Genomic DNA, 22028 nt, shown 5'->3' on the forward strand with positions numbered 1-22028 from the left:
TCTTTACAATCTAATCTATGACCAAAAGTGATGAGCAATACCGTCAAGAATTATCGGAAATTGAGTATCGGGTGACGCGCCAGGCGGCAACCGAACCACCCTTCTCGGGTCGCTACTGGGATCATTGGGAAAATGGCCTCTACCGTTGTGTCTGCTGTGGCACCCCATTATTTGTATCAAACTCCAAATTTGATGCGGGTTGTGGTTGGCCAAGTTATCACAGTCCCGCCAATCTTCAAGTCATCAGCGAGCATCGGGATTTGACCCACGGCATGATCCGAACCGAGGTCCGTTGCTCAAACTGCGATGCCCATCTTGGACACGTCTTTGAAGACGGTCCAGAGCCTACTGGACTGCGCTATTGCATTAATTCTGCGTCATTGCGCTTTGAGCCAAGTCAAAACGCCACCCTCAAGCAATCCTCATGAAAAAATTTCTCTTTGACCTATTCCCGGTCATTCTCTTTTTTGCTGCATTCAAGCTTGCCGATATCTATGTAGCAACCATCGTGGCGATCATTGCAACTATTGCCCAAATCGTGTGGCTTTATCTGCGTCGGCAAAAAATTGAGGGCATGCAGTGGGCGAGCTTAGTGCTCATTGTTGTCTTTGGTGGTCTCACCATACTCTTAAAAGATAAAACCTTTATCCAGTGGAAGCCCACCGTCTTATATTGGTTATTTGCAGCAGTGCTCTTCTTTAGCGCCCAGTTCTTTAAGAAAAATTGGATTGAGAGTCTGATGGGAAAGCAAGTAACCTTGAAACCCGGCAGTCCGCGTTCAATTTGGATTAAGCTCAATCATGCCTGGGCGGCATTTTTCTTCTTCATGGGTGTTCTGAATCTTTATGTTGCCTATACCTTCTCTGAGGATGTGTGGGTGAACTTCAAACTCTTTGGCGGTGTTGGTTTGCTAATTCTCTTCATCATTGCCCAAGGCCTATGGTTAAGTCGTCATATGGAGACGGATGAAGCATGATGACCAATCAAGAACGCATTGCTGCATTTCAGGCTAGCTTGCAAAGGCAACTACAACCAACTCAGCTCGCCATCGACGATGAGAGTCACTTGCATGCTGGTCATGCGGGTGCCGCCGGGGGTGCAGGTCACTTTCGGATCAAAATTACAGCGCAGGCATTTACGGGTCTTAATAGCGTGGCACGTCACCGCTTAGTATATGGCGCATTGAAAGAGTTCATGCCACACGAGATTCACGCTCTTGCCATCCATGCACATGCACCAAATGAGTCATAATTCTTTTTTTAGCCTCTTAATCCTCTATATGCACCTGACCAAAAAAATAATCCTCGCCTGCTCCATTGGCTTCATGAGCACCTCTGTAATGGCTCAAAATGCAGCAATTGTGAACGGCAAGCCCATCCCCAAAGCACAGCTTGATCGCCTCATTAAAAATTCCGGCCAGTCCGCAACCGATCCAAAGATTCGTGAGCAAGGCCGTGAACTCCTCATTACCCGTGAACTGATTATTCAGGAATCGGATAAGCGTGGTGTTAGTCAAAAAGATGATGTGAAGGATCAAATCGAGCAAGCACGCTTGGGTGTATTGGTGGCAGCCCTATTTGATGATTACATTGATAAAGGTGGCATTACCGAAGAAGATTACAAAACGGCATACGACTCGATTAAGGGTCAATTTGGTGGTAAAGAATATAAAGTGCGTCACATCTTGGTAGAAAAAGAAGCGGATGCCAAAGCTCTCATTGCCAAGATTAAAGCCGGTGCAAAGTTTGGGGATCTGGCGAAGGCCAACTCTAAAGATCCGGGCTCTGCTCCTGAAGGTGGAGAGCTTGGTTGGGTGAGTGATAAGGCCTTAGTTCCTGAGTTTTCTAAGGTAATGACCTCTTTGCAAAAAGGTCAGATGACCGATAAGCCAGTGAAGACTCAATTTGGCTGGCATATTATTCAGCTCGAAGATGTGCGCGATGTGAAGATACCTCCGATGGCTGAAATCAAAGAACAATTGAAATCCATGTTGATGCAAGATCAGGCTTGGCAAAAGGCTAAGTTCTCTGAAATGATGAAAAAGATTCGCGAAAAAGCTCGGATTGAGTAAGATGATCTTACACACCATGCTGCGAGTGGGCGACATTGCCCGCTCGGTTGATTTCTATACCCACGTATTGGGCATGAACCTATTGCGCACAACCAATCGCGAGGAGCAAAAGTACTCCCTCGCCTTTGTGGGTTTTGGACGCGGCAATGAGGATGGGCAGGCAGAAATTGAGCTCACCTACAACTATGGGGTAGCGACCTATGACCATGGCACTGCCTATGGTCATATCGCCATTGCGGTCCCCGATGTTTACAAGGCATGCGAGGACATTGCTGCTGCTGGAGGAACGATTACTCGTCCTGCTGGCCCAGTTCAGGGTGGCAAAACATTAATTGCCTTCATCACCGACCCCGATGGATACAAGATCGAGCTGATTCAGCGTTGATTTGAAAGACTTGGCTGATTTATATGCAAGCTAAGTATGAGGTTCGGGTTCTAAATCAAACTTTGGATGTCCCTCGGCAGGCATGGGACTCAATCCTGCCGCCCTCGGCCGGCCCCTTCATGCGGCACTCATTTCTGAGTCTTTTAGAGAAATCCAGCTGCGTGAGTGCAGAAACGGGATGGAAGCCATCGCATCTGGCGCTTTATGAAGCTGGTGGAGAATCGCTTCTTGGCGCATTACCTCTTTACCTTAAAACCCACTCCTATGGAGAATATGTCTTTGATTGGTCCTGGGCCGAGGCCTATACCCAAGCAGGGCTGCCCTACTTTCCCAAAGCACTGAGCGCCATCCCCTTTACTCCGGTTACCTCTTCGCGCTTGTTGGCCAGATCACCCGAGCATCAAGAAGCCCTAATCACTGGTTTAAAACAATTGGTTGGCGAGCTAAGCTTATCGTCCGCTCATATTCTTTTTCCCGTTGAGGAGGAGGCAAAGCTTCTTCGGGAAGCGGGATTCTTAAAGCGCGAGTCGGTTCAGTTTCATTGGCATAACCAGGGCTATCGTGATTTCGAGGGCTTTTTATCCACCCTCACCATGAAACGCCGCAAGAACATTAAGCGTGAACGCAAGCAGGTTCAAAGTGCGGGCATTACCTTTGAACACCTTCCTGGAGAATCGATGACCGAGGAAGATGTTCTGTTCTTCTACCGGTGCTATCGCAATACCTATCAGAACCACTACTCTACTCCTTACCTGAATCAACTCTTTTTTCAGGAGTGGGTCCAGCAGATGCCCCGCAATCTTCATCTGATTGTGGCCAAGCATGAAGGCCGTGCAATTGCCAGCGCTCTATTGGTCGTTGATCGTGAACAAAGTAAAGCCTATGGCCGGTATTGGGGGTGCGTGGAGCAACATCCCTGTCTTCATTTTGAGACCGCCTTCTATCAAGCAATTGACTATTGCATCCGCGAAGGAATCCAAACTCTGGAAGGGGGTGCACAAGGTGAACATAAGATGGCACGGGGGTTTATGCCAACAACCGTCTCGTCATACCACCATCTGGGTGATCCACGATTTGCTGCTGCAGTGGCACGATTTCTGGAACGTGAGTGTCAAGGGATTGGTCAATACCTGGATGAGCTGGCTGAACATAGCCCCTTGCGCCATGACCCTAATTCAAGCAGCCTCGGCAGAATTGAACTTGATGCATTAAAGTAAGGCATGAGCTCAATCAATAGTGGTGCTAATTCTTTAGGAATCGGAGATAGCGATTCTGACTCCCCGTGCATTGGGATCTGCTCAACCCTCTTTGATGAAATCTGCAAAGGCTGTGGCCGCACCGCCTTAGAAGTCAGTAACTGGGTCTTTATGAGCCCGGAGGAGAAACAATCTGTCTGGACTCGCATTCAGGCAGAAGGTACTGCCATGCGCTTTACCCGCGAGCAAAAATCTTAACCCGCCAACTCCTGGCTGCGCAAATACTCCTCATACGTTCCTGAATAATCATTGATCGTGCCGTCCGGCTTGATCTCCAGAATTCGGTTCGCTAGCGCCGAGACAAACTCGCGGTCATGGGAGACAAAAATCAGAGTGCCATCAAATTTCTCGAGAGCGATTTGTAAACTCTCAATCGATTCCATATCCATATGATTGGTCGGCTCATCCATTGCAAGCACGTTATGCTTTTGAAGCATCAACTTACCCCAAATCATGCGTCCCTTCTCGCCACCCGAAACCACCTTCACCGATTTACCAATCTCATCCCCTGAGAACAAGAGACGCCCTAGAATGCCACGTACAACCTGATCGTCATCGCCTGGTTTGCGCCATTGAGTCATCCACTCAATCAGGTTCTCATCCTTAGGAAAGTATTCACTGGTATCTTGCGGCATCACACCTACATTGGCATTCTCAGCCCACTTCACATCCCCAGTATCTGCAGCAATGCCATCGAAGCGTTTACTCAACATGGTTTTGAGTAAGGTGGTCTTGCCGGCTCCATTCTGACCAATAATGGCAATCTTCTCGCCGGGACGAATCGCAATCTTGAAATTCTTGAAAATTACCCGATCAAATTTTTTAGTGAGGGCATTGCACTCTACTGCCATATTGTGTAACTTCTTCTCGGTCTCAAACCGAATAAACGGGTTTTGGCGCGATGACGGCTTAATATCAATCAGCTCAATCTTCTCGAGTTGGCGCTGGCGTGAGGTCGCCTGTCTAGCCTTTGAGGCATTGGCCGAGAAGCGACTCACGAATGCCTGAAGTTCAGCCATCTTCTCTTTGGCCTTGGCATTAGCCGCCATTTGCTGAGCCCGTGCCTGGGTGGATGCCAACATATAGGAATCGTAGTTCCCGGGATAGACCTTCAGCGTACCGTAGTCCATATCGGCCATATGCGTGCACACTTCATTTAAGAAATGACGATCATGCGAAATGATAATCATGGTGCTATTGCGTTGATTCAGGATTTCTTCGAGCCAATGAATCGAATGAATATCCAAGTTATTGGTTGGCTCATCAAGCAGTAAGACATCTGGGTCTGAGAATAAAGCCTGAGCAAGCAAGACGCGCAATTTCCAGCCCGGCGCAATATTACTCATGGGGCCATTGTGTTGTTCGAGTGGAATACCAATGCCAAGTAGCAACTCGCCAGCGCGTGCTTCAGCGGTGTAGCCACCAAACTCGGCATACTTGGCTTCGAGCTCGGCTGCGCGCATATAGTCTTCATCGGTCGCATCGGGATTGGCATAAATGGCATCGCGCTCTGCCGCGGCCTGCCACATTTCAGCATGACCCATCATCACCACATCGAGCACACGAATATCTTCATAGGCAAATTGATCTTGGCGTAACTTACCAAGACGAATATTGGGTTCAAGACTGACATTGCCAGCCGATGGCTCCAACTCTCCGCCAAGGATTTTCATAAAGGTTGATTTGCCACAACCATTGGCGCCAATTAAGCCGTAGCGATTACCGCCACCAAACTTGACGGAGATGTTTTCAAACAGGGGTTTTGCCCCAAACTGCATGGTGATATTAGACGCGTTTAACACAAGAACTTTCTCAATAATGATGCCGTGCTGGCAAAGCTCACTATTTTAACGGTCTTCCATGCTCAAGATGCTTAAAATGCGGCTGCAAGCCCATCCCGACGGCTATCGCTCGCTGCGACATAGCCATCGCCAATTTGATCGGATAGGCGCCAGATAAATTGGCCAGAACCAAAATCCATATACGGATCATCGACCTTTTTCAGAATATGCCCCCGTTCGATGAGGCCCTTAACTGTTTGGGGGTCCATATTGGCTTCCACATCCAGACTGAAATCTCGATTCACCTTCCAGCGTGGTGCATCACACGCAGCTTGAGGCTGCTGTTGATAGACCAACATGCGCAAAAGTGTTTGTAAATGCCCTTGCGGCTGCATATCGCCACCCATCACCCCAAAACTCATTTGGGGAACGGTTTTACCATTCACTTCTTTAGTTAAGAATGCCGGAATGATCGTATGAAATGGTCGCTTATTGCCTGCCACCACATTGGGTGATTGAGGGTCGGATGAAAATCCATATCCCCGATTCTGAAAACTAATTCCCCAATTCGGTTCCACCACTCCTGAACCAAAACCCATGTAATTACTTTGAATAAACGAGATCATGCGCCCCTCTTCATCGGCGGCACTTAAATAAATAGTGCCTCCCGTATTGGGCATGCCAAAGGTAAATTGGGTAGCGCGTTGCAAATCAATTTCTCCTGCTCGCTTGGCAAGGTACTTGGGATTGAGCATTTGTTCGGAGCTGACCTCCATCGAGCGTGGATCCGCTACATAGCGATAAATATCTGCGAAGGCTAATTTCATGGCCTCGATTTGCAAATGCTGACTATCGATACCGTCTACTGGATACTTTGATAGATCATGGTTCTCTAAGATCCCCATCGCCATTAGGGCGCCAATCCCCTGGCCATTTGGGGGTATCTCATGCACGTCATAGCCCTGCACCCGTGTTGAGATGGTGCCAACCCAGTCTGGCTGATAGTTGGCTAAATCACTGGCCTTCAATGCCGCTTGGTGCTCCTGAGCAAATTCAATGATTGATTTGGCAATCTCACCTTCATAAAAATCGCGGATGCCCTTTTGGGCAATTTGCTTCAATGCTCGGGCGGCTGCATGAAAATGAAAGATCTCACCCGTGTGTGGTGCTCGACCATTTGGCATGAATGCCTTCGCAAAACCTGGCTGGGGGCTAAGCTCCTTCACAGCGGCAGCCCACTTATGCGCCACGATTGGTGCGACCGCATGCCCGCGCTCTGCAATCTCAATGGCGGGCTGCAGGATATCAGCCAAAGGCAAGGCTCCAAAGCGCTGATGAAGCGCCTCCCAGCCAGCAATGGCGCCCGGCACGGTCACACTATCCCACCCTCGCATGGGGCGATTGGTCATGCCGTGTGTATCACGACCATACTTCTTGGCAAAGTAGTCAATACTCCAGTCGGCTGGTGAGACCCCTGAGGCATTTAAACCATGTAGTTCATGCCCATCCCAAACGATGGCAAAACAATCACTACCTAAACCATTCGAAACTGGCTCAACGATCATTAAGGCCGCTGCGGCAGCAATAGCAGCGTCAATTGCGTTACCCCCCTGCTGCATCATCTTCAATCCTGCTTGAGCGGCATAGGGATGGGAGGTTGAGCAAATATTGCGGCCAAAAACGGGCATCCGTACAGTGGGATATGGGTTGTGCCAATTAAACGGTGAGCTCATGATCGTGTCTTTATTCTTCGAAGTTGTTCGCGGATAACGGGAATCCGCACCACTAACAATACCAAGATTATCCCAGCATAGATGTAAACGGTCTGAAAATCATTTTTACCTGCCTTATGCCAAAAGTAATGCAGCACTCCAAGGATGGCAATCAAATAAATAAGGCGATGCAGGCTGCTCCAGCGGCGCCCCAGCCAGTGCATCGACGCTCGGTTCGAAGTGATTGCTAATAGACTCATACAAACAAAGGCAACAAACCCTACTGTAATGAATGGGCGTTCAATCACGTCTGCAAACATCTCTTGGAAATCAAGATTGTGATCCAGCCAATACCAAATCGTGAAGTGTAAGAATGCATAGAAGAATGTAAATAGCCCGAGCATCCGTCGCATTTGGATCCACCCCGACCACGCGGTTAACCAATGCATTGGACTCATGGCCAAGGTGATGCACAAAAAGGTAATGGTCCAGGTACCAGTTGAACGAGTAATGAACTCGACAGGATTAGCACCCAGCTGTCCAGCATAGGCAAGCACAAATAAACGGGCAAGCGGAATCAGCGCTACAACAAAGACCCAGCGCTTAATCTGCGCGATTGCAACCATGGTTTAGTAAAACTTACGCAAATCCATCCCTGCATAAAGCTTGGCAACATAATCGCCATAGCCATTAAAGGGCTCGGTTTTAATCTTAGGCGCAAAGATCCCCCGACCATCAATGCGACGCTCGGTGGCTTGGCTCCAACGTGGATGACTCACAGCTGGATTAACGTTCGAATAAAAACCATACTCTCTTGGGGCTGATGCACTCCAACTGGTGAGCGGTTGTTTCTCGGTCAAGCGAATGGTGACCAATGATTTGGAACTCTTAAAGCCATACTTCCAGGGCACAATCAGACGAATGGGCGCACCATTTTGTTTGGGCAATAACTCGCCATACATCCCAAATGTAAGAAGAGTTAATGGGTTCATGGCCTCATCCATTCGTAGACCCTCACGATAGGGCCAATCGAGTACGGGTCGCTTTAATCCAGGCATTTGTTTTGGGTCAGCCAGGCTAATGAACTCGACATACTTCGCTGATCCTAGAGGCTCTACTCGATTGAGAAGATGCGATAAGGCATAGCCATTCCATGGAATCACCATCGACCAACCTTCCACGCAGCGCAGTCGATAAACGCGCTCTTCCATGGGTGCCAACTTCAGTAGTGCATCAATATCGAGTGTGACCGGTTTTTTTACCATCCCCTCGATTGATACGGTCCAGGGTCTGGTTTGCAGACGATCGGCAAACTTAGCAGGATCATCCTTATCCATTCCAAACTCATAGAAATTATTGTAGGTAGTTGCATCCTCATACGAGGTTTGGGTCTCGCGGGTGGAGTACTGTTCATTAAGCTTTGCTGGAAGCTTCTCGCGCGGTGCTGTCGTTTTAGCAAAGGCATCGCGCTCAAGCCAGGATCCCATGCCCATTGCTGCGCTTCCCAGGGCAATGGTTTTTAGCCATTGACGACGGTTCTCAACAATCGCGCGTGGAGTGATTTGACTGGGATGAATTCTTGGGTCCTTAAATATCATCGATCTACCTTTAACTGAAATGGTGTGAAATTCGTATTGATGTCGTAATAATCTTCATTCTCTTTGCGCTTTAAGTATCCCACCACCGCATAGGTTAATGGGGTTGCCAAAATCTCCCACGAGGTTTTGAGAATGTATTGAGCAATCGCTATCTGAATAATCTCATGCGTAGGCCAAATGGCATAAAAGGCCAAGAAATAGAATAATGAAGAATCCACTAACTCACCGACTGCGGTTGAGCCAATCGTGCGGGTCCATAAATACTTCCCTTGGGTCCAGATCTTCATCTTGGCGAGTACATAACTATTGGTAAAGCTGCCGCACCAAAATGCCAGCATGGAGGCTAATGCAATCCGCCAAGAATTACCAAAGACAGTCTCTAGACCGTGTTGATAATTCGCCATATACGATCCTGGCGCCACCGGTAGCGCAATCACGATCAAGGCCATGATGGCAGCAAAACCGAGGGCAGTAAATCCAGCCCATACTGCACGGCGATCATAGGCATAGCCGTAGACCTCAGTCAGAATGTCGCTAAAGAAGTAGGAGATGGGGAAAAATAGGATCCCGGCGCCAAAGATGACATAACCAAAATAAGGCAGCTCAACTGTGGCGGCCTTACCAGCCCCAATGAAATTTGAGCAAAGTAGTACGGCGACAAATGCCCCCAGAATAAGGTCGTAATAGCGATACTGGCGACGCATGGGGTATGAGGGCCTTATAGGGACAGTGCGGCGGTTAAAAAAGTAAATATTTCATAGAATAGCGGTATTGGCATGAATTCACAGAATAGGTAGAAAATGAGTAAGCCGCAGTTTCATTGGGAAGACCCCCTCCTCTTGCAAGACCAATTGACCACCGAGGAGCGCATGATTGCTGATGCGGCCCGTGAGTATGCCCAGGGAAAGCTGGCCCCACGAGTACATGAGGCCTTTCGTTCCGAAACAACCGATCCCGCCATCTTTCGGGAAATGGGCGAATTGGGCCTTCTTGGAATTACCATCCCAGAAGAATACGGCGGCGCCAACCTCAATTACGTATCCTATGGCCTCATTGCTCGTGAAATTGAACGGGTTGACTCTGGCTACCGCTCCATGATGAGTGTGCAGTCCTCACTAGTCATGGTCCCCATTTATGAATTCGGTAGCGAGGCTCAAAAGCAAAAGTATCTCCCCAAATTAGCCACTGGTGAATGGATCGGATGTTTTGGTCTCACAGAACCCAATTACGGTTCCGATGCCGGCGGCATGATCACGCGTGCCAAGAAAGTTCCTGGTGGATTCTCGCTCACAGGCTCGAAGATGTGGATCTCCAACTCCCCCATCGCCGATGTGTTTGTAGTCTGGGCCAAGAACGATGAGGATCAGATTCGGGGCTTTATCCTTGAAAAAGGGATGAAGGGCTTGAGTGCTCCGAAGATTACAGGCAAGCAGGGTTTGCGTGCCTCAATCACGGGAGAGATCGTGATGGATGAAGTGTTCGTACCAGCCGAAAATGAGTTCCCAGAAATTACGGGTCTGAAGGGCCCCTTCACTTGCCTGAACTCAGCACGTTATGGGATCTCGTGGGGCGTACTCGGTGCTGCGGAATTTTGTTGGCACGCAGCACGCCAATACACCTTGGATCGTAAACAGTTTGGCAGACCATTAGCAGCCAATCAGCTCGTCCAGAAGAAATTAGCTGATATGCAAACCGAGATTACCTTAGCACTGCAAGGCGTTCTCCGATTGGGTCGCATGAAGGATGAAGGAACCGCCGCCCCTGAGATTACCTCCATCATGAAGCGCAACTCCTGTGGCAAATCACTTGATATTGCACGCATGGCGCGCGATATGTTGGGGGGCAATGGCATCTCGGACGAGTATGGCGTAATCCGTCATATGCTTAATCTGGAGGTCGTTAATACCTACGAAGGCACCCACGATATTCACGCCCTCATTTTGGGTCGAGCCCAAACCGGTATCCAGGCGTTTAGCTAGATTACAGAAGTTGCTGCGCTAATTCGAGATAGCTCGTCTGCTGCGCACTTTTGACCGTTAAAGTACGGGCCTTTTGATATTGGCTGAAGTTGCGAGCAATCGAGTCCTGATACGCTGGGTCGTAGTGCTTGATCAGTAACTCCTCAACCAAAACTGGGTGGAGCCCCTCAGCGGCCAGTTGCTGCCATTTGGTAATTTGTTCCTTACCATAGCGTTGCGTCAAGAGGCCGAGCAAATGCCGCAGTCCATCATGATCCGTTAAGAGATGGGCGTATTCTTCCATCAGAACATCGACCCGTACCAAGCGATCGGCCTTTATTTCAAGGCAATCCCCCTGCCGAATTTGATCCATCATAGCATCTGGAATATGTAGGCAACCTACCTTCTTACTCTCTGACTCCACATAAATCGTTTGATTAAACTTGAATTGCCGCAGCGCATTCCACAAACGACTCTCAAACATTTTTTGACTGGGTTGTGCCTGATTGGGCAAGCCTCCAAGTACTGAACCGCGATGGGCTGCGAGGCCCTCGAGATCCAGAACTTGAGCATGACCACTTAAGGCTTGCAACAAGCGAGTCTTACCGCTACCCGTCATGCCACAAATGACAGTGAACTTTGCGAGCGGTGCCCATCGCTCCAGATCAGCAATCACTTGGCGCCGATACCCTTGATAGCCACCTTGCAACTGCTGGGCCTTCCAGCCGATGCGTTGCAAAATATGGGCAAAGGCACCGCTGCGCTCACCGCCTCGCCAGCAATAAACCAAGGGTCGCCATTCCCGCGGCTGATGAATAAAATGTTCTTGCAAATGACTGGCGATATTTTTAGCAACTAGAGCCGCACCTAATTTCTTCGCTGCAAAAGGAGATTCTTGCTTGTAGAGGGTGCCAACAGTAGCACGTTCCTCATTATTTAATACCGGGCAATTGATCGCACCTGGAATATGATCAAGTGCGTACTCAGCAGGAGAGCGCGCATCGATGATGCAATCAAATTGATCTAAATCCTGACCCAATACCTCGGGCGAGAGTAATGCTGAACTCAACGTAGTCCTAAATTTTGCTTAATGGGTTCTGGCCACGGTGCAGGACGATTGGTCTTGAGATTGACCCACACCAAGGTTGCTCCACCAGCTGCACATAGCTCTTCTGGATTGCTAGCAAGCGACATGAGGTTATAGGTATCCACACTGGTGCGCCCTACCTTACCAATATAGGTTCGTACCACGATATCGGCTGGGTAGCTCACTTGGGCATAGAAGTTACAAAATGCGTTCGCAATTAAGGCGCCACCTTCATCATGATGCGCACCGAATCCAAAGGACTCGATCCAATGAATACGGCCTTGTTCCATGTAGCGGAAGTAAAGCGTGTTGTTGACATGACCAAATGCATCCATATCACCCCAACGCAATGGGATGATCGTTTCATGAACAAATGTCTTATCAGCAGGAATGTCAATGCGCATGATTGAGAAGGTCTTAATAACAAAGCAAAGTGCTAGTTTACCCCCAGGCTTATGCTTCCATCCGTATTTGGGCGCGCAGATCCCGATAGAACTGAGGCCTTGCATCAAGGGGCACGAAGATACCGATTGGCATCTCCCGATCACTCTCCTCCACCCGAATTAAGCGCTTACCGCTCTCCTCTTGCGTGAGCGTTAGCCAACGGGTATTAAATACATGATGCTCGATCTTGCCACCAATATTCTTCTCAATCTTCAAGGCCGTGCCATCGATGGCGATCGATTCATAATCGAGTGCATGACGTGCGTAGACGAGAAGCGCAATTCCTAGTACGGTTAATTCAATCACGGTGAAGATCAAAATCATCCAAACCCCATGAAGCAAGAAGTAGGTGGCGATAAACGATGAAAACAGAAACATCGATAAATAGAAATAACCAACCTGGCGTGGCGTGAACGAACAATTTCGTTTCGTATGCCACGTACGCATGGAGATTATTTCGCTAAGAGAGTATTGGCGTATCGATCCATGGATCGCGCCAAATCCAGATCGCGTTTTGTGAGACCGCCTGCGACATGAGTCGAGAGCGTGACCTCTACCCGATTCCAAACATTAAACCACTCGGGATGATGATTCATTTGCTCTGCCATCAGTGCGCATTGGGTCATGAATGCAAAGGCTTCTTTGAAATCCTTAAACTGATATGAACGGGTGATGGCATCTCGATTGGTAACCATTGACCATTGCGAGAGATCAGTGGCTATGGCCAAGCGCTCGTCTGAACTGAGAAGGCTTGCCATCGTAATACTTAGGAGTTTTGTAAGGCCAGTTGATACAAAAAGGTTGAGCGAGCTCCCGAGCGGCAAAAGGCTAAGATCGGTTGCGGCATTGCTTTGAGGAGCATAGCCATCTCCACCACTTGCTCAGGAGTAATTGCGCCACTCACAACCGGTAAGTAAGCATATTCCAGACCGTGCTCTTTAGCCATCGCAGCGATGGAGGCATTACTCGGTTGCTCTGGGCCCTCCTCGCCATCAGGACGATTATTAATAATGCTCTTATAGCCCTGCTTTGCAATTTGAGCAACATCGCTAGGTTCAATTTGACCAGCGGTTCCAAAATTAGAGTTATGGCATGAAATATGAACGCTCATATGATCCTTACAAATATCTCATCAAGAATTTAAACAGACTTTTTCTGGGTTCGCTCGAACAACCACATCCCCGCAACCATGGCAATGACAAAAACTAAGGCTTTGGTTTCACCGGAACCAAGAGAGACCAGCGCGGGCCCCGGACAAAAACCAGCAAGTCCCCAACCCACACCAAACATTGCACTACCAATAATTAAGGGGCGATCAATGTCGCGCCGCGTTGGGATATGCATGGCGCCACCCAAAAAACTCTGGGTGCGTTTCTTGGCTAAGTAGAAAGCAATGAGCCCTACAAGCACAGCACCGCCCATCACAAAAATGAGAGATGGATCCCAGTTACCAGCCAGATCAAGGAAGGCCAAGATTTTGGCAGGATTGGTCATGCCCGAAATCATTAAACCAAGACCAAACAAAACGCCGATGAGATACTCGCTACCGTTTGAGAAAAAGGATTGATTTTGATTCATTGACTTAGATCCAATGCCGTACGAGGTATACCACTAAGAAACCACACCCCATAAAGGTGAGGGTCGCAAGCAAGGAGCGTGGCGATAAGCGCGATAAGCCACAAATACCATGACCGCTAGTGCAACCCGATCCATAGCGAGCACCGAAGCCTACCAATAAACCAGCGACGATGAGCGTGATGTAATCCGCATCAATGACTGCGGTCGTATTCATCTGCAACACATACTTCCCCCACAAAGGGGCAGTTAATAAGCCCAACACAAAACTGGCGCGCCACAACCAATCGCTTTTCTTGGGGCCAATCAGGCCACCCAAAATGCCACTGATTCCGAGAATGCGACCGTTGATCAAAACATACAGTGCGGCTGCGATTCCTAACAAAATGCCACCAGCTAGTGCGGGCCCTGGGGTAAAGGATGTCCAATCAATTGTCATGGCATCATTTTAATACTTAACAGGGTTTGGGACTCATGCGCCACTGCAAATATTGAAGCCCCAAATAGCCTCCCAAGAAAAATCCGGGGAGTGCAATAAATGCATTGAGAGCCAGAGTTGAAATCCCACTTAAGCCTTGGCCTACCGTGCAACCCATTGCGGTAACTCCACCAAATCCCATGAGTGCAGCACCCACGAGATGATTGGCCGTATCCTCCACACCCCGAAATGCCTCCCAACGAAAACGCTTACTAATAAGAGCGCTGATCGCCGAACCAGCAATCATGCCCAAGACCGCCACAATCCCAATTGTGAGCACTTTGGATTTATCGCTCGTGAACATTAACCAATCGAGTGAATAGGCATACGGCGCCACAAATGAGAGACTTTCCATCCGACCTGAATCGGTAACCAAGAAGGCTTCTTGCAAAGTATTGGGGTCCTCTTCAAGGTGCGCAAAGTGCCCAGATACCCACCAAATGGCGGTGATTGCTAGGCCAACCCCCACTCCTGCTATGAGATTCTCAACATTCCAAAACGATTTCTTCAAAAGCGCATAAGCGATGAAGGCACCGCCAATCACAAGCGATAAAATCCAACGTAGTTGTTCTTTGCCTATACCAACGCTGGCGGAAAGAACGCTTGGTAAATCTTGTGAAGTTTTGAGATTCAATGCCACTTGGTCGATCGAATTGGTTCTCAGGACTCCTAAAAATCCACGCATGGTCATATAGGCAACGAGTCCCAACACAATAAACACCACGATGGATTTGAGATTGCCGCTGCCGATCCGAACTAAGGTTTTGCTACCGCATCCCGATGCGAGCACCATGCCGATCCCAAACAGAACGCTACCAATGAAGGTAGAAAGATAGAGTACGCGGTTACCGGTATAAAGCGATTTGGTGACATCAATCCAGCCAAGATGGGACATGAAGGCAACCCCCAAGATTGCGATACCAATCGCTAAACACCATTGGCGCATCCGTGACCAGTCCTCCATCAAAATGCCATCGGATATAGCGCCAAGTGTGCAAAAGTTCGTGCGTTGCATGATGGCACCCAACGCTGCGGTGATGGCAAAGGTAATCAGCAAAGCCTGACTACCCAGAGAGCGAATCTGCTCTGGTGATAAATCAGTCATGATGATTCCTAGGGTTTAAATTTGTAGTATTGCTGGTTGAGGTAAGCCACCACGTCTGCTTCATCCTCAGGGAATAGATCAAGGCGCAACTCGGTATTGCAACGTGCAACCATCACCTTCAAGCGATCCAACCCTTGGACCCTACGATCTTTACGGGTGTAAATCAAGGTGCCATCGCCAAAGCCAGACTTCTCAGCATGGCACTTGTAGCACTTGGTATCTTCAATGGTTTTGCCATTGGCAAGATTCGGTGCCGCCAGCGCAGGCTGCGCAGCTAATCCGCTCATAACACCAATGAGAATTACTAAAGTCGCTAAAGTCTTCATAGTCTCAATATATATTCATTTCAGAAAATGTGATTCTATCGGACTGAATGAAAAAACTACAGCAAAATCATGGTTTTAGAAGCTAAAATCAAGATTATTCGGTAATACTAATATAAGCAAAAGTTATAAAGTAATGAGTAATTAGGGCCGGATATAGGCGTATTTATCCTTAAATTGCAGGTCAGCAATGCGCACCACGCCTGAAGGGGTGAACTCGGCATCCAGGATAAATTGATCACGCTTGAGGTTGCGGTTACGTAAAGTGATCTCACAGACCTCAAAACGTACGCCACGCGACTTTAAGGCGGCAACCAGTGGCGCATATTCGGTCCCACTCTTATCTTTACCACCCTCCATTAGAATATCAACCCCATTGGCATGGGTCACCACAATAATTTTGGTCTGTGGTGAGACATCGAGGTGATTACGAATATTCCGCAAGCCTTTCAAGCCCTGGGTGGCAGCATCATCGATGTGATAAACCACCCGGGTTGGATCGGCGCTTGCTAGATTAGAGCCAATTGAAAAGCCGATGGCTAGAAAGCCCATCAATACTGTGCGAATGAATGCTTTCATGCCACTCTCCTGTTAAAAAGGTACGACTAGATTGGGGCCATCCCCGGATTGCCTTTAACACCTTTAATGACGGGCTCATTGAGCTTGACCGCCTTAATGGTTTTCACTTCCCGCAAATGCCGCGCCATTAAATCCCAAATGGCTTCGCCACCGGCATTCTTAGCCTCTTCCGAAACTGGCGCCCAGCCAGCTACTTTGTAGGTCTTGCCTGCTTCAATCAGATTGCCATTCAGGCGCATCTCAGAAATACGTTTGCCAGCACCGCCCGCTGGATCAATCGTGTACTGCAAGCCACCAACCCGAACCATATCACCGCCCTGTTGGTAGTAAGGGTCAGGGTTGAATAAGTTATCAGCCACGTCTTCCAATACGGTTTTGATCATCTCACCACTCATATTAGTAACCGTGGTGTAGGGATAGGTAATTGCCGTTTGATCAAGCAGATGTTCCATGGTGATGGACTCACCAGGCAATAAAGAGGTACCCCAACGAAAGCCCGGTGAGAATGAGATCTCGGCATTCTTTTGCTTTAAAAGACCATCCAAGATCACTTGATCAAAACTACCATTGAAGTTACCACGGCGATACAAGAGGCCATCGGTCACTGCGAGCTTTTCAGCAAGCTTAGACTCATACGGCGCCCGCATCTTCTTAATCAAGGCACTCATCCCTGCGTCTGCGGGTAATAAGTTGGAGAACACAGGCAGGAGTTTGTAACGGAAGTCGCTTACTTTGCCGCCCTTCACATCAAAATCCAAAACGCCTAAGAACTTACCATTCGATCCAGCGTTGGTAACTAAGGTGACGCCACCTGGATTTTTCACTTTAACGGGGGCTGGAACGCCATCGTGCGTATGGCCACCCATAATGGCATCAATACCTCGTACACGAGAGGCCATCTTTAAATCCACATCCATACCATTGTGCGAGAGCACCACCACAACTTTTGCACCCTTCGCGCGTGCCTCATCAACTACCTTTTGCATATTCTCTTCTTGAATACCAAAGGTCCAGTTGGGCGTGAAATAACGCGGGTTCGCAATCGGTGTATATGGGAATGCTTGGCCAACTACGGCGACCTGAACACCATTCATGGTCTTCATGGCATACGGTGCAAAGACCGCATCACCAAAGTCGGCAGTCTTAATGTTTTGTGCCACAAACGAGACCTTGCCCCGGAAATCCTTCTCCACAATTTCCATGACGCGTTTCTCACCCAAGGTCATTTCCCAATGGGGGGTCATTACGTCTACACCCATCGCTAGACAGGCATCCACCATATCTTGACCGTTGGTCCAAAGTGCGGTTCCTGAACCCTGCCAGGTATCGCCACCATCGAGTAATAATGCGCCGGGACGGTTAGCCTTGATTTGTTTCACCAAAGTAGCGAGATGGGCAAAGCCACCGACCTTGCCGTAGGTCTTCGCAGCCGACGCATAATCCAGATAGGTAAACGCATGGGCATCACGTGTGCCAGGTTTCACCCCATAGAACTTCAATAAATACTCACCCACCAAATGGGGTGGCTTGCCCTCTTGCGCACCAATGCCTAAATTGACATTGGGTTCACGAAAGTAGATTGGGAGTAATTGCGCATGGCAATCGGTAAAGTGTAAGAAATGCACATTGCCAAACTTTGGCAGGTCATAAAACTTCTGTGCAGCACTTTGAGCATGAGAAAAATTGGATTGTAAGCTCATTCCGCCAGCCGATGCCACTGCAAGGGCCTGCAGAAACTCCCGTCTACTAAAAGACATACAACTCCTTTGAAAATGGTTTACTGATTAACGGGGGAGTTCGGGTCTAACAACAGAGCCATCACGTCTTGCATTTGCTTCTCGGTCAATAAGTTGAAGTGACCAAAGCGCGGCATATTGCTGCACACGTTGTAAGCCTTGGAGTTATAAATCCGATTCCAGGTATAGGTCACCACTTCCTTGCTGTAACCGCGTAACTTGCCGTAGTTCCAGAGGCTTGGGCCAATGTTTCCATAGGAAAGTTCTGCTTTATTAATTTGATGGCAGTTATAGCAACCACCGCCATTTGCCATTCCGGGTTTGTCCGTCCATGTTGCACCTCGACCACTCTGAGCAACTCGCTCACCAGCCTTCCAATCACCGATGTATTTGCCATCAGCCGGTTGTTTGATGGTTTCCATGTTGGCCTTCTGAATCGACTCAGCCTGCTTGGGGTTACCCTTTCCAGCCAATACCGCAGGATCGGAGCAATACTTTTGTGCAGCGTCTTGCTTGAGACGATCAACCGAGGCGATGCCTTTTGTTTGAAAGCTATCCTTCATCATCTTGTCAAACTTCGCATCAGCCATCGCTGAGCCCATCGGCAATGCTAATAAGGTTGCTGCTGTAATTAGATATTTATTCTTCATGGTGTTCTCCAGCGATTAGCGTTTCAAACCAGGGGCAGCCATCTTGCCGCCATTTGCCGTGACTGCCATATACATCGAGACCGCAATTGTGTCATCGGATATATAGATCGGCTCTGGGAAACGTTGCTGACGATAACAATCGTTCAAACGGTATTGCATAGTCCAGAAGGTACCGCTGGATACACGATACGCTGGCCAAGCACCCCAACCCAGAGATGCCCCGGCTTGGGTCGTTAAGTTCGGTAAATCTTGCAAGCGAATGCGCTTACCTGGATCGGCGTGGCAAGAAGCGCAGGAGAAATCCATCGGACCAGCTTGATAGAAGAACGACTTCTTACCGAGCTCGTACATCTCTTTTTCTTTAGGATGCTTCATTGAGACGTTAATGGTTGCCCCTTTAGAATTGGCGACCACATAAGCCACAATTGCCTCTACGTCTTTGCGCTTACCTTTTCCAAAACTACCGGCAATAATTTCTTTGCCATCAAAACCTTGCAGGCGTTCCATGCAAGTCACAATGCGTGACTCCAAATCTTGAACTTTGTTGGTGTCTTTAAAGTATTTCGGCAAGACGGCATAAACACCCTTGACTACGCCAGGGCCCATACCAAGATCACACTTCTCGAGGCTGGCATTTTTGGGGCCCATTTTTTTCTTCCAGAGCTCCTCACCAGCCATTTCGTACAAATCAGAGGGATTGCCATCAGCAATCATTGCGCGGTACTTCTCAATCTCAGCCGTTGGAGCCGCAGCTGGAGCAGCTGCCGGGGCTGCTGCTTTCTTAGGCGGTTCTGGTGTAGTACACGCTTGCAGAACAAATAGCGATGACACAATCAGTGCCCCGCGAGTCCAATGTTGTCTCATGATATCCCTCTTATTGTTTTCGATCATTAAATAACAAACTGCAGCTTACGAAACGGTTGCCTCATCGGTCCGCTTACCACCTTTGTTATCAACCCAGGTCACAGTCACTTTCTCACCTTTAGCACCTTTGTACTTGAAGTTTAAGAATGGGTCCTTAGATACTGCTGGGCCAAACTCACCCACGAACACATCTTTGCCATTGGCTTTTGCTGTTACGGTGCCGATAAACCACGCTGGAATCGCTTTACCAGACGCATCTTTGCGCTGACCGGTTTCCATATCATGTTTCATTAGGATTTTGACATCCACTACACCGCCGCTCTCGGTTGCTCGTACGCGCATCGGATCTGACATTTTGCTTCCTCTCTAATTCGTTAAATAAGTAATTGACTATTCGGTTTAATCATTAACCGCCGCAACCACCCAGGGTTACTTTCACTTCTTTCACCGCTACGCTCCACTTGTTATCGGCTTTCACTAAAGCGTAGACATTGGAGGTTTGACCCATTTTGATACGAGTTGTAACAAATGGCTCGGTACCGGCTGGAATAAAGAACTGAGCTGCCAAGGCGCTTGGGTTCTTATCGACCAAAATTGCCATTTGCTGGGCCTTGAGGGTGGTATTAATGCCAACTGGAACTACAGCACCGTTCTCAGCAATATCGGGAGCAATCATCGTAATTGCGGCTGAGGTCTCTGGCTTACCAGCACCTAATACTTTGAAAACGTCATCCAAAGTTTTACCTTCGAAGGCGGCCTTATTCCACTCTTGCGCTTGTGCGGGAGTAATCAAACCTGCTGAAGCCATCAAGCCAAAAATGGCTGAGTATTTCAGTACATCACGTCGTTGCATATCCATAAAAACTCCTTGTTATCAACTGCTACTCATTAGTTGTTGCTTACCTAAAACTATAAAGCCGATGGGGCATTACCTTCGTCAGTAATAACCCCTAATTTCTTACAGAATATCTATTTTGCTCCACTCAAAATCCATTGCACAAGTGCTTTGTTATCGGCGTCAGATAACTGTGCTTGAGCAGGCATTGGAATCGGACCCCAAACACCTGATCCACCTGCCTTGACCTTCTTCTCTAATTTAGCTTGAGCATCGGCTTGACCTTTGTATTTATTGGCAATATCTGCCAATGAAGGGCCAACCATTTTGGCCGCTGGGGCATGGCATGCAGCGCAACCGTTCTTCTTGAAGAGCTCTCCTGGCGAGGCATAGACCGCACCCGCGAATAGAGTCGCTGAACCAAGTACTGCCATTTTTCCAACTAAATTACGAACTTTCATAATGTTTCTTTATTCCAAGTGTTAACTAATCTTATTTGCCACCATTGAGCATCCACTGCACCAAGATCTTGTTGTCAGCATCGGATAACTGAGTCTGCGCAGGCATGGGAATTGCACCCCAAACACCTGCACCACCTGCCTTCACTTTCTTCTCAAGCATCGCTTGTGCATTCGCAACGCCTTTGTACTTATTAGCAATATCAGCGACCGATGGACCCACTAATTTCGCTGCAGGTGCGTGGCAAGCTGAGCAGTTTTCTTTCTTAAACAAATCCGCAGGGCCTGCTGCTTTAGTTGCAGGAGCGCTCGCGGTCGATACCATCATCATGCCGGCAGACGGCAAAGCGGCCACTGGCGGCTTCGTGGTATCAACGCCACGATACGGGCCATACTCACGGTTTTGCTCTGCAAGATTATTGTGCGCATTGCGAGCGTAGTCAGGCAAGACTGATCCAATTGCAACGTGTTGGGCGCAATTGGTCATGCACGCCGTATTCTTCACATCGGGTGTACCCTTCACGGTCCATAAACCGTGCTTCTGGGTCATGCCATTGCGATTAGGCATCATGCCTTGCACTTGTGAAATATTTTTGTTCGAGAGCACAAAGTCATCAGGAACGATCTCACTGAGGTTCAGCATGAAAGCCACTAAAGAATAGGTTTCATCGACCGTCAGAGTACGCGGTGCATTCCATGGCATAGCGCGATGGACGTAATCCCAGAGGGTTGAGATTGTTGCGACCTTCATCAGCGTGGTTCGCTGAGGTTGCTTCTCACTCGTCAGCGATGCTACACGACCAGTTTTAACATCATCCTTTGTCGTTCCTCCAGCAATCGGCGTAAACACCTCATTGGATTCACCAAAGGTACCGTGGCAACTTGCGCACTTTTGTTCCCAAACCGCCTGACCCTTTGCTACGGAACCAGAACCGGGTGGCAAGCCCTTAAAGTCAGGGCGCACGTCAATATCCCAAGCCGCTACTTCTGCAGGGGTCGCGTTCCGGCCCATATTCATATAGGGCTTTGGTTTGTTTGCTGCTGGAGTCGCTTGAGCCGTTTGCGCATGCACAGCACCACTTGAGAAAATAGCGGTGGCAACTACCGCGCTCGCAAGAATGGGTTTCATCAAA

Annotated in this window: 30 protein-coding genes; 8 read left to right on the forward strand and 22 right to left on the reverse strand. The window is 48.6% G+C overall.

All coding sequences use genetic code 11. The features are described 5' to 3' along the window. The first annotated feature begins 17 nt into the window (after window positions 1–17). The 7 genes from msrB to QUE61_RS04930 all read left to right on the forward strand — a co-directional run bounded on the left by msrB (window position 18) and on the right by QUE61_RS04930 (window position 3910). Window positions 18–428 (forward strand): peptide-methionine (R)-S-oxide reductase MsrB, encoded by a 411-nt coding sequence (msrB, locus tag QUE61_RS04900; protein ID WP_286308165.1) that lies wholly within the window; start codon window positions 18–20, stop codon window positions 426–428. After that, the gene (locus QUE61_RS04905) at window positions 425–976 is read left to right on the forward strand and encodes a septation protein A (RefSeq protein WP_286308167.1); all 552 of its coding nucleotides are present in this window, start codon (window positions 425–427) and stop codon (window positions 974–976) included. Before msrB ends, QUE61_RS04905 begins: the two co-directional genes overlap by 4 nt. Continuing rightward, window positions 973–1251 (forward strand): BolA family protein, encoded by a 279-nt coding sequence (locus QUE61_RS04910; RefSeq protein ID WP_286308169.1) that lies wholly within the window; start codon window positions 973–975, stop codon window positions 1249–1251. Before QUE61_RS04905 ends, QUE61_RS04910 begins: the two co-directional genes overlap by 4 nt. 73 nt (window positions 1252–1324) lie before the next feature. Continuing rightward, the gene (locus QUE61_RS04915) at window positions 1325–2071 is read left to right on the forward strand and encodes a peptidylprolyl isomerase (protein WP_353506505.1); all 747 of its coding nucleotides are present in this window, start codon (window positions 1325–1327) and stop codon (window positions 2069–2071) included. A gap of 1 nt (window position 2072) precedes the next feature. Then, complete coding sequence (gene gloA / locus QUE61_RS04920; RefSeq protein WP_286308284.1) at window positions 2073–2456, forward strand: lactoylglutathione lyase; 384 nt, start codon at window positions 2073–2075, stop codon at window positions 2454–2456. A gap of 23 nt (window positions 2457–2479) precedes the next feature. Beyond that, window positions 2480–3673, forward strand: a complete 1194-nt coding sequence (locus tag QUE61_RS04925) for a GNAT family N-acetyltransferase (protein ID WP_286308170.1) — start codon at window positions 2480–2482, stop codon at window positions 3671–3673. 3 nt (window positions 3674–3676) lie between these two features. After that, entirely contained in the window at window positions 3677–3910 is a 234-nt protein-coding gene (locus tag QUE61_RS04930; protein ID WP_286308172.1) for a DUF1289 domain-containing protein, read from the forward strand. Here QUE61_RS04930 and QUE61_RS04935 read toward each other — a convergent pair. From QUE61_RS04935 to QUE61_RS04955, 5 genes are all read right to left on the reverse strand, one after another. After that, on the reverse strand, window positions 3907–5514 hold the full coding sequence (locus QUE61_RS04935) for an ABC-F family ATPase (RefSeq protein ID WP_286308174.1): 1608 nt from the start codon (window positions 5512–5514) through the stop codon (window positions 3907–3909). The genes QUE61_RS04930 and QUE61_RS04935 overlap by 4 nt on opposite strands. A 71-nt stretch (window positions 5515–5585) precedes the next feature. Beyond that, entirely contained in the window at window positions 5586–7226 is a 1641-nt protein-coding gene (locus QUE61_RS04940; protein ID WP_286308176.1) for a gamma-glutamyltransferase family protein, read from the reverse strand. Next, window positions 7223–7831, reverse strand: a complete 609-nt coding sequence (locus tag QUE61_RS04945; protein ID WP_286308178.1) for a protein-methionine-sulfoxide reductase heme-binding subunit MsrQ — start codon at window positions 7829–7831, stop codon at window positions 7223–7225. Before QUE61_RS04945 ends, QUE61_RS04940 begins: the two co-directional genes overlap by 4 nt. 3 nt (window positions 7832–7834) lie before the next feature. Beyond that, window positions 7835–8803, reverse strand: a complete 969-nt coding sequence (msrP, locus tag QUE61_RS04950; protein WP_286308180.1) for a protein-methionine-sulfoxide reductase catalytic subunit MsrP — start codon at window positions 8801–8803, stop codon at window positions 7835–7837. After that, window positions 8800–9507 (reverse strand): queuosine precursor transporter, encoded by a 708-nt coding sequence (locus QUE61_RS04955; protein ID WP_286308182.1) that lies wholly within the window; start codon window positions 9505–9507, stop codon window positions 8800–8802. Before QUE61_RS04955 ends, msrP begins: the two co-directional genes overlap by 4 nt. A gap of 96 nt (window positions 9508–9603) precedes the next feature. Between QUE61_RS04955 and QUE61_RS04960 the strand changes: the two genes are divergently transcribed. After that, a complete protein-coding gene (locus QUE61_RS04960; RefSeq protein ID WP_286308183.1) occupies window positions 9604–10782 on the forward strand; it encodes an acyl-CoA dehydrogenase in 1179 nt (392 codons plus the stop codon). Window position 10783: 1 nt separating this feature from the next. Here QUE61_RS04960 and mnmH read toward each other — a convergent pair whose 3' ends face one another. From mnmH to QUE61_RS05045, 17 genes are all read right to left on the reverse strand, one after another. Then, the gene (gene mnmH / locus QUE61_RS04965; RefSeq protein ID WP_286308185.1) at window positions 10784–11830 is read right to left on the reverse strand and encodes a tRNA 2-selenouridine(34) synthase MnmH; all 1047 of its coding nucleotides are present in this window, start codon (window positions 11828–11830) and stop codon (window positions 10784–10786) included. Next, the gene (locus QUE61_RS04970; protein ID WP_286308186.1) at window positions 11827–12252 is read right to left on the reverse strand and encodes an acyl-CoA thioesterase; all 426 of its coding nucleotides are present in this window, start codon (window positions 12250–12252) and stop codon (window positions 11827–11829) included. The genes mnmH and QUE61_RS04970 overlap by 4 nt, the downstream gene beginning before the upstream one ends. A gap of 49 nt (window positions 12253–12301) precedes the next feature. Then, window positions 12302–12739, reverse strand: a complete 438-nt coding sequence (locus tag QUE61_RS04975) for a DUF2244 domain-containing protein (RefSeq protein WP_286308188.1) — start codon at window positions 12737–12739, stop codon at window positions 12302–12304. A 5-nt stretch (window positions 12740–12744) separates the two neighbouring features. Further along, entirely contained in the window at window positions 12745–13050 is a 306-nt protein-coding gene (locus QUE61_RS04980; RefSeq protein WP_286308190.1) for a 4a-hydroxytetrahydrobiopterin dehydratase, read from the reverse strand. Between the two features lie 8 nt (window positions 13051–13058). Beyond that, on the reverse strand, window positions 13059–13403 hold the full coding sequence (locus QUE61_RS04985; RefSeq protein WP_286308192.1) for a protein tyrosine phosphatase family protein: 345 nt from the start codon (window positions 13401–13403) through the stop codon (window positions 13059–13061). A 29-nt stretch (window positions 13404–13432) separates the two neighbouring features. Then, window positions 13433–13870: a YeeE/YedE family protein gene (locus QUE61_RS04990; RefSeq protein ID WP_286308194.1), complete on the reverse strand. Its 438-nt coding sequence runs from the start codon at window positions 13868–13870 to the stop codon at window positions 13433–13435. A 4-nt stretch (window positions 13871–13874) separates the two neighbouring features. Further along, window positions 13875–14306, reverse strand: a complete 432-nt coding sequence (locus tag QUE61_RS04995; RefSeq protein WP_286308196.1) for a YeeE/YedE family protein — start codon at window positions 14304–14306, stop codon at window positions 13875–13877. 16 nt (window positions 14307–14322) lie between these two features. Beyond that, the gene (locus tag QUE61_RS05000) at window positions 14323–15450 is read right to left on the reverse strand and encodes a YeeE/YedE family protein (RefSeq protein WP_286308199.1); all 1128 of its coding nucleotides are present in this window, start codon (window positions 15448–15450) and stop codon (window positions 14323–14325) included. An 8-nt stretch (window positions 15451–15458) separates the two neighbouring features. Beyond that, the gene (locus QUE61_RS05005; protein WP_286308201.1) at window positions 15459–15776 is read right to left on the reverse strand and encodes a hypothetical protein; all 318 of its coding nucleotides are present in this window, start codon (window positions 15774–15776) and stop codon (window positions 15459–15461) included. Window positions 15777–15917: 141 nt separating this feature from the next. After that, on the reverse strand, window positions 15918–16325 hold the full coding sequence (locus QUE61_RS05010; protein WP_458574730.1) for a DsrE family protein: 408 nt from the start codon (window positions 16323–16325) through the stop codon (window positions 15918–15920). A 53-nt stretch (window positions 16326–16378) separates the two neighbouring features. Further along, the gene (soxB, locus tag QUE61_RS05015) at window positions 16379–18109 is read right to left on the reverse strand and encodes a thiosulfohydrolase SoxB (protein WP_286308205.1); all 1731 of its coding nucleotides are present in this window, start codon (window positions 18107–18109) and stop codon (window positions 16379–16381) included. Window positions 18110–18129: 20 nt separating this feature from the next. Then, on the reverse strand, window positions 18130–18738 hold the full coding sequence (gene soxX, locus QUE61_RS05020; RefSeq protein ID WP_286306192.1) for a sulfur oxidation c-type cytochrome SoxX: 609 nt from the start codon (window positions 18736–18738) through the stop codon (window positions 18130–18132). A 15-nt stretch (window positions 18739–18753) separates the two neighbouring features. Then, window positions 18754–19602: a sulfur oxidation c-type cytochrome SoxA gene (gene soxA / locus QUE61_RS05025; RefSeq protein ID WP_286306193.1), complete on the reverse strand. Its 849-nt coding sequence runs from the start codon at window positions 19600–19602 to the stop codon at window positions 18754–18756. 45 nt (window positions 19603–19647) lie between these two features. Then, the gene (gene soxZ / locus QUE61_RS05030) at window positions 19648–19956 is read right to left on the reverse strand and encodes a thiosulfate oxidation carrier complex protein SoxZ (RefSeq protein ID WP_286306194.1); all 309 of its coding nucleotides are present in this window, start codon (window positions 19954–19956) and stop codon (window positions 19648–19650) included. A 52-nt stretch (window positions 19957–20008) separates the two neighbouring features. After that, window positions 20009–20461: a thiosulfate oxidation carrier protein SoxY gene (soxY, locus tag QUE61_RS05035; protein WP_108508443.1), complete on the reverse strand. Its 453-nt coding sequence runs from the start codon at window positions 20459–20461 to the stop codon at window positions 20009–20011. 110 nt (window positions 20462–20571) lie between these two features. Next, window positions 20572–20898: a c-type cytochrome gene (locus tag QUE61_RS05040; RefSeq protein ID WP_286306195.1), complete on the reverse strand. Its 327-nt coding sequence runs from the start codon at window positions 20896–20898 to the stop codon at window positions 20572–20574. A 31-nt stretch (window positions 20899–20929) separates the two neighbouring features. Then, complete coding sequence (locus QUE61_RS05045) at window positions 20930–22024, reverse strand: c-type cytochrome (protein WP_458574704.1); 1095 nt, start codon at window positions 22022–22024, stop codon at window positions 20930–20932. Window positions 22025–22028 lie beyond the last annotated feature (4 nt).

It is taken from the genome of Polynucleobacter sp. HIN5 (assembly GCF_030297555.1).
Lineage (GTDB): Bacteria > Pseudomonadota > Gammaproteobacteria > Burkholderiales > Burkholderiaceae > Polynucleobacter.